Here is a 7,513-nt window from a genome sequence, read left to right as displayed (position 1 = left end):
CGCAAATCGAGACCGGCGCCGACGCCAGCCGCAAGGCGCGTCTGGTGGCCGAGCCCCTCGAGCGCGGGTTCGGCGTGACCCTGGGCAACAGCCTGCGGCGCGTGCTTCTCTCCTCCCTGCAGGGCGCGGCGGTGACCGCGGTGCAGATCGACGGTGTGGTTCACGAGTTCTCCTCGCTGGAAGGCGTGCGTGAGGACGTCGTCGACATCGTCCTGAACATCAAGCAACTGGCCCTTCGCATGCACGCCGAGGGCCCGAAGCGCATGACGCTCCGCGCCACCGGCCCGGGCCCCGTGACCGCCGGCCAGATCGAAGCGCCGGCGGACATCGAGATCCTGAACCCCGACCACGTGCTCTGCACGTTGGACGACGGCGCCAGCGTGCGCATGGAGTTCACCGTCCAGACCGGCAAGGGCTATGTCGCCGCCGAGCTGAACCGTCCCGAGGACGCCCCGATCGGCCTGATCGCCGTCGACGCCCTCTATTCGCCGGTCAAGCGCGTCGCGTTCCGCGTCGAGCCCACCCGTCAGGGCCAGTCGCTCGACTACGACAAGCTGATCATGGAAGTGGAAACCAACGGCGCCATCAGCCCCGTTGACGCGGTGGCCTACGCCGCCCGCATCCTCCAGGACCAGCTCCAGATCTTCATCACCTTCGAAGAGCCGAAGAAGAAGGTCGAAGGCGAAGCCAAGCCGGAACTGCCGTTCAACCCGGCGCTGCTGAAGAAGGTCGACGAGTTGGAGCTCTCGGTCCGTTCGGCCAACTGCCTGAAGAACGACAACATCGTCTACATCGGCGACCTGATCCAGAAGACGGAGGCGGAGATGCTCCGCACCCCGAACTTCGGCCGCAAGTCGCTGAACGAGATCAAGGAAGTTCTCGCCGGGATGGGCCTCCACCTCGGCATGGACGTGCCGAACTGGCCGCCGGAGAACATCGAAGAGCTCGCGAAGAAGTTCGAAGACCAGATGTAATTTGGTCTTCGCGCCAACTCCGGACCGTCTCGGCGGTTCGGGCCCGATGAAGCCGCAGTCGCGGCGGAGGGCCCCGGCGCATCGTGTTGACCCAGGCGGGAGCAGGCTGGGACTTGGTCAGGTGACGCTTCCAGACGATCGGAAGCGTCCAGCGGGTCGGATGACCCAGGAGAATTGAAATGCGCCACGGTAAAGCCCACCGCAAACTGGGCCGTACGTCCGCCCACCGCACCGCCATGTTCGCCAACATGTCGGCCAGCCTGATCAAGCACGAGCAGATCGTGACCACCCTTCCGAAGGCGAAGGAACTGCGTCCCTTCGTCGAGAAGCTGGTGACCCTCGGCAAGCGCGGCGACCTGCATGCCCGCCGTCAGGCGATCAGCCAGGTTCGCGACGTCGAACAGGTCGGCAAGCTGTTCTCGGTGCTCGGCCCGCGCTACGCCAACCGCAACGGCGGCTACGTCCGCGTGCTGAAGGCCGGCTTCCGTCACGGCGACAACGCCGCCATGGCGGTCATCGAGTTCGTGGACCGCGATCCGGCCGAGAAGGGCAAGGACTCGGGCCCCACGGCTGAAGCCGGTTTCGGCGGCGAAGAGTAAGATCCTCGCACAAGCGAGCAGACGAGCCCCGGAAGCGCCGCTTCCGGGGCTTTTCGTTTGCGGAAGCGTCGCAGACTGCGGCTAGAGAGCCGGGATGATCGCCCGCCTGCTCGTCCTTCTCTTCACGCTTCTCGCCCTGACCGCGCCAGCGGCGGCTGCGGGCCGACCGCCGACCATCCTTGTGTCCATCGACGGATTCCGGGCCGACTACCTGGACCCGGGGGTCACGCCGGCGATGTCGAAGCTCGCCGCCGGGGGCGCGCGGGCGGCGATGCGGCCGTCGTTCCCGTCGAAGACCTTCCCCAACCACTACGCCCTGGTCACCGGCCTGCGCCCGGATCGCAGCGGCATGGTGGAGAACACGTTCGAGGATCCGCGCCGCCCCGGCGTCGTCTTCAAGATGTCGAACCGCCAGGAGGTGAAGGACCGCTTCTGGTGGGACGAGGGGACGCCGATCTGGGTGACCGCGGAGCGCGCCGGCCTGGTCACCGCACCGGTGTTTTGGCCCGGGGCCGAGGCGGCGATCCACGGGGTGCGTCCCCGCGTCTACGTCCCCTTCGACATGGAGACGCCGAACGGCAAGCGGGTGGACGACCTCCTGGCGCTGCTGGACCGGCCGCCCGCCAGCCGGCCCGCCTTCCTGACCCTCTACTTCGACACGGTGGACACGGCGGGGCACGACTATGGCCCAGGGGCGCCCGAGACTGTGGCCGCGGTGGCCGAGGTGGACGGCCAGATTGCCCGGCTGGCGGAGGGGCTGCAGGCGAGGGGGCTCGCCGCCAACCTCGTCATCGTCGCCGACCATGGCATGGCGCCGCTGTCGGAGGCGCGGAAACTCTACATGGACGACCTGCTGCCCAAGGTCGCCTACCGCTCGCTGTCGGGCGGGGCGTTCATGACGCTGTATCCGCAGCCCGGTCACGAACGCGAGGTGGCGGGCGCGCTGCTGAAGGCGCACGATCACCTGCAGTGCTGGGCCAAGGGCGACATTCCCAGGCGATATCACTACGGCCGCAATCCACGCGTCGCGGCCTACTTCTGCCTGCCCGAGACCGGCTGGACCATCACGACCCGGGATTACAAGGCCAAGAAGCCGGAGCTGGGGAATCACGGCTTCGATCCGTACAGCCCGGAGATGGCGGCTGTGTTCATCGCCAACGGCCCAGCCTTCCGGCCGGGAGTGGTGTTGCCCACGTTCGACAACGTCAGCGTCTATCCGCTCCTGGCCCGATTGCTGGGGGTGAAGGCGTTGGCGGGAGACGGACGAGCGTCCGACACGGCGGCGGCCTTGACGAGATAATTGCGATGTGCGTTAAATATTGACGATCTTGGCAAGGAGATCGTCATGTGCTTCCGCGCGTCCGACACCGCAGTCCTCCATCGGCATATTCGCAGATCGCGCGGGGAGGCTTGAGCATGGACGCTGCACGCAAGGACTGGCGCGCGCCCCTCATGTCGGCCGTCTGCTACCGCGATCCCAAGGCGGCGCTGCGGTTCCTGGAGGACGCCTTCGGGTTCGAGCTGTCGATGCTGATCGAGGACGAGCAGGGAAACCTGGCCCACTCCGAGATGCGCTTCGGCGACGCCGTCGTCATGGTCGGCAACGAGTGGAGTGACGACCACAAAAGTCCCGCCTCGATCGGCGGCAAGAACACCCAGACCGTCCACATCCAGATCGAAACCGACGTCGACGTCCACTGCGAACGGGCGCGCAAGGCTGGCTTCGAGATCCTGGTCGAGCCGGAAACCCAGTTCTACGGCGACCGCACCTATCGCTGCCGCGATCCGGAAGGTCACATCTGGACCGTCGCGCAGACCGTCCAGGCCGTGAGCCGCGAGGAGGCCGAACAGGCGACCGGGCTCAAGATTACGGGCTGGGTTTGAACGCCGCTCTAGACCTGACGCTGGCGGCGCTGGCCGACCCGGTGCGGCGGCGCGCTGTGGACCTGCTTGCGCGGCGGCCGCGAGCAGCCGGCGAGCTGGCGCGGGAGCTGGACGTCTCGGCGCCGGCCATGAGCCGCCACCTGCGCACCCTGCGCGCCAGCGGCCTGGTGGAGGAGAGCCACCCCGAGTTCGACGCGCGCGTGCGCATCTACGCCTTGAGGCCCGAGCCTATGGTCCACTTGCTGCGCTGGCTGGAGGAGAGCGAACGGCTCTGGAGCGCCCAACTCCTGGCGTTCAAGGCGCATATCGAGAAGGACGCCGAGGGGGAATGACCTCCAAGGTCTATGTCGCCCTGCGCGTGAAGGCTTCGCCCGAACGGGCCTTCGCCGTGTTCACGCAGGAGATCGGCGACTGGTGGCGGCCGAGCGGCCTCTTCCAGACGACACCGCGCGCGCCGGGGCGCTTGGCCTTCGAGGGCGGCAGGCTGATCGAGACGCTGGCGAACGGCAAGGTCTTCGAGATCGGCAAGGTGCTCGTCTGGGAGCCGCCGGAGCGGCTCGTCTTCGCCTGGCGGCAGGCGACGTTTCCGGCCGATCTGAAGACCGAGGTCGAGGTGCGCTTCGAGGCCGTGGGCGACGAGACCCGCGTCAGCGTCGAACATCGGGGCTTCCACAACGTGCCGGCCGGGAGCGCGGCGCGCCACGGCTTCCCGGACCGTGCGCTGCTCGCGCGTCTCGCCGAATTCTGGCAGGCGCAGATCCGGGCGCTTGGCGAACGCGCGGCGTAACAGCGTTGCGCGTGTTCGCAGTTTGTTTCATGGTGTTTGGGGAGAGGGCAACGACATGACGGGCGAAACCGCGGCCGCCGGGCGCAGCCGGCAGGCCAGCTTCCGCTTCATCTTCGCGCTGGCGCTGATGAACTCGCTGTCCTTCGGGATCATGATTCCGATCCTGCCCAATCTCATCAAGCAGTTCACCGGCGGTGATACGGCCGCCGCGTCGGAATGGAACGTGCTGTTCGCCACCACCTGGGGGCTGATGCAGTTCCTCTGCGGCCCGGTGCTGGGCCTGGTGGCCGATCGCTGGGGCCGCCGTCCGGTGCTGCTGATCTCCCTGTTCGGCCTGGGCGTGGACTTCCTGTTCATGGCCTTCGCGCCGACACTGTGGTGGCTGTTCGTGGGGCGCGTGCTGAACGGGATGACCGCCGCCAGCTTCTCGACCGCCAACGCGTACCTCGCCGACGTCACGCCGCCGGCCGAGCGGGCCAAGGTGTTCGGCTGGATGAGCTCGGCGTTCAGCTTCGGCTTCATCTTCGGCCCGGCCATGGGCGGCTGGCTGGGGGAAGTGGACCTGCGCCTGCCGTTCCTGGCCGCGGCGGCCATCACCCTGCTGAACTTCCTCTACGGCCTGTTCGTGCTGCCCGAGAGCCTGCCGCCAGAGAGGCGCGCCACCGCCTTCAACTGGAAGAAGGCCAATCCCCTGGGGTCGCTGCGGCTGCTGCAGGCGCATCCCGGCCTGCTGGGCCTGGCTGGCGTCGGCTTCCTGTTCCAACTCGCCCACATGGTGCTGCCGTCCATCTTCGTGCTGTACGCCGGTTATCGCTACGGCTGGACGCCGGGGATTCTCGGCATGACCTTCATCGCCACGGGCGTGGCGGGCGTGGTGGTCCAGACCATGCTGATCGGCCCCGTGGTGTCGCGGATCGGCGAGCGTAACGCGGTGTTGCTGGGGGCGCTCGCAGGGGCGGCCGGCTTCTGCTGGTATGCCTGGGCGCCGACCGGCCTGCTCTACCTGTCGGCCGTGCCCGTGTTCGCCTTCGCCGGCTTCCTGATGCCCGGACTGCAGGGCCTGATGACCCGCCGGGTCGCGCCGCACGAGCAGGGCCAGCTTCAGGGCGCGAACCAGAGCCTGCAGGGCGTCGCCTCGATCTTCGGGCCGCTGATCTTCGGCGAGGTGTTCGCCTGGTCGATCCGCCAGCAGGGCTTCCACGCGCCGGGGCTGGCGATCTACCTGGCGGCGGCGCTCATGGGCTTGGCGTTCCTGCTCGCCCTGGCGACGGCGCGGCGGGCCGCGCCGCTGGCCTCTCCGGCCGAATAGGCGTCAACCTTCGCCATCTTTGCGCCGGAAACCTGCGTAGCGTTCCGCCGTTCGTACACGGAGACCCCATGCGCGCGACCAGCGTCTTGATCCCTGCCGCCATCCTCGCCCTGGCCGCCGGCCAGGCGTGCGCCCAACCCGCGGCCTTCGCCGAGCCCACGCCGCGCGCCGCGCCGGCGAGCGCCACGGCCATGAAGTCCTCGTTCGCGCCGGTCGTTCGCCGCGCTGCTCCGGCCGTGGTCAACATCTCGGCCAAGCGGGTGGTGCGTCAGCAGGTGGATCCCTTCTGGCAGATGTTCGGCCTGGGCGTCCCGCAGGCGCGGGTCGCCCAATCGCTGGGTTCTGGCGTGATCGTGCGCGGCGACGGCATCGTCGTGACCAACAACCACGTGATCGAGGGCGGCGAGGAGATCACCGTCGCGCTCAACGACCGCCGCGAGTTCGCCGCGCGCGTGCTGCTGGCGGATCCCCGCACGGACCTCGCCGTGCTGAAGATCGAAGCTCCGGGCGGCGAGCGCCTGCCGATGCTGGCCATGGACGACAGCAGCGATACCCAGGTGGGCGACCTCGTGCTGGCCATTGGCGATCCCTTTGGCGTGGGCCAGACGGTCACCAACGGCATCGTCTCGGCGCTGAACCGCATCACCGACCCGACCGGGGAGGGCGGCTCGGCCTATATCCAGACCGACGCGGCCATCAATCCCGGCAACTCCGGCGGCGCGCTGATCGACATGGACGGCGACCTGATCGGGGTGAACAGCTTCATCCTTTCGCGCTCGGGCCAGTCGTCGGGCGTTGGTTTCGCCATTCCGGCGGCGGTGGTGCGTCGGGTGGTCGAGACCGCCGTGGGCGGCGGCCGCGCGGTCGTCCGGCCCTGGTTCGGCGCGCGGACCCAGTCCGTGACGTCCGAGGTCGCACGCAGCCTCGGCCTGCCGGTCCCGCAGGGCGCCCTGGTGGCGGACCTGTATCCCGGCGGCCCCGCGGCGCGCGCGGGCCTGCGGCAGGGCGACGTGGTTCTGCAGGCCGACGGCCGTCCGGTCGACGACGCCGGCGCCCTCAACTACGTGATCCGCAATCGTCGCCCCGGGGAGAGCATCGTCCTGACGGTCCGCCGGGCCTCGGGCGGTCCCGACCAGACGGTGACGCTGCGCGCCGAGGCCGCGCCCGCGACGCCGCCGCGCGACGAGCGCCGGATCGCGGGGCGCAATCCGTTCGACGGCGCGACGGTCGTGAACCTCTCCCCGGCCGTCGCCGACGAGATGGGCCTGGACCTGTTCACCGGCTCGGGCGTGATCGTGACCGCCGTCGACGCCGGCGCGGCGCGTGGCATCGGCCTGAAGCGCGGCGACCTCGTGCGCGAGGTCAACGGCGTGAAGATCGGCAATGTCCGCGACCTGCTCGCCGCCACCTCGGCGCAGGTCCGCACCTGGCGGATCAGCATCGAGCGCGACGGCCGGATCCAGACGGCGGTGTTCTCGGGCTGACGGCGGCGCGGGGCGCCCACTTTCCTGAGCGTCCCGGCCGGCGGTTTGCTAAACGGTGCCCATGGCCGACCTCTTCGAAGCCGCGGGCCTCACGCCGCAACAGCCCTCGCCGCTGGCCGACCGGCTGCGTCCGCAGAAGCTGGAGGAGGTGGTCGGGCAAGATCACCTGCTGGGGCCCGAAGGCCCTATCCGGCGAATGGCGGAGGCCCGGCGGCTGTCGTCGATGATCCTGTGGGGCCCGCCCGGCACCGGCAAGACCACCATCGCCCGCCTGCTGGCCAAGGAAGCCGGCTACGAGTTCCAGCAGCTCTCGGCCGTGTTTTCGGGGGTCGCCGACCTCAAGAAGGCGTTCGAGCAGGCGCGCGCGCGCCGTCTGGCCGGCCAGGCGACCCTCTTGTTCGTCGACGAGATCCACCGCTTCAATCGCGCCCAGCAGGACGGTTTCCTGCCGTTCGTGGAGGAGGGGATCGTGACCC

9 protein-coding genes are annotated in these 7,513 nt (G+C 69.1%); all 9 read left to right on the top strand.

The features are described 5' to 3' along the window. The first annotated feature begins 5 nt into the window (after window positions 1-5). On the top strand, window positions 6-974 hold the full coding sequence (locus Q0L11_RS09220; RefSeq protein WP_367183384.1) for a DNA-directed RNA polymerase subunit alpha: 969 nt from the start codon (window positions 6-8) through the stop codon (window positions 972-974). Between the two features lie 179 nt (window positions 975-1,153). Continuing rightward, entirely contained in the window at window positions 1,154-1,573 is a 420-nt protein-coding gene (gene rplQ, locus Q0L11_RS09215; protein WP_296596836.1) for a 50S ribosomal protein L17, read from the top strand. Window positions 1,574-1,667: 94 nt separating this feature from the next. Beyond that, on the top strand, window positions 1,668-2,873 hold the full coding sequence (locus Q0L11_RS09210; RefSeq protein ID WP_296596835.1) for an ectonucleotide pyrophosphatase/phosphodiesterase: 1,206 nt from the start codon (window positions 1,668-1,670) through the stop codon (window positions 2,871-2,873). A 116-nt stretch (window positions 2,874-2,989) separates the two neighbouring features. Further along, complete coding sequence (locus tag Q0L11_RS09205) at window positions 2,990-3,457, top strand: VOC family protein (RefSeq protein ID WP_296596833.1); 468 nt, start codon at window positions 2,990-2,992, stop codon at window positions 3,455-3,457. Further along, on the top strand, window positions 3,454-3,789 hold the full coding sequence (locus tag Q0L11_RS09200) for a metalloregulator ArsR/SmtB family transcription factor (RefSeq protein WP_296596832.1): 336 nt from the start codon (window positions 3,454-3,456) through the stop codon (window positions 3,787-3,789). Before Q0L11_RS09205 ends, Q0L11_RS09200 begins: the two co-directional genes overlap by 4 nt. After that, complete coding sequence (locus Q0L11_RS09195; protein WP_296596831.1) at window positions 3,786-4,244, top strand: SRPBCC domain-containing protein; 459 nt, start codon at window positions 3,786-3,788, stop codon at window positions 4,242-4,244. The genes Q0L11_RS09200 and Q0L11_RS09195 overlap by 4 nt, the downstream gene beginning before the upstream one ends. 55 nt (window positions 4,245-4,299) lie before the next feature. Next, a complete protein-coding gene (locus Q0L11_RS09190; protein ID WP_296596829.1) occupies window positions 4,300-5,553 on the top strand; it encodes a TCR/Tet family MFS transporter in 1,254 nt (417 codons plus the stop codon). Between the two features lie 68 nt (window positions 5,554-5,621). Continuing rightward, entirely contained in the window at window positions 5,622-7,037 is a 1,416-nt protein-coding gene (locus Q0L11_RS09185) for a Do family serine endopeptidase (protein ID WP_296596828.1), read from the top strand. Between the two features lie 61 nt (window positions 7,038-7,098). Further along, on the top strand, window positions 7,099-7,513 hold a 415-nt coding region (locus Q0L11_RS09180), incomplete at its 3' end, for an AAA family ATPase (RefSeq protein ID WP_296596827.1).

This window comes from Phenylobacterium sp. (genome assembly GCF_024508875.1).
Classification (GTDB): domain Bacteria; phylum Pseudomonadota; class Alphaproteobacteria; order Caulobacterales; family Caulobacteraceae; genus Phenylobacterium.
This window is presented reverse-complemented; position numbering and strand designations above follow the sequence as displayed.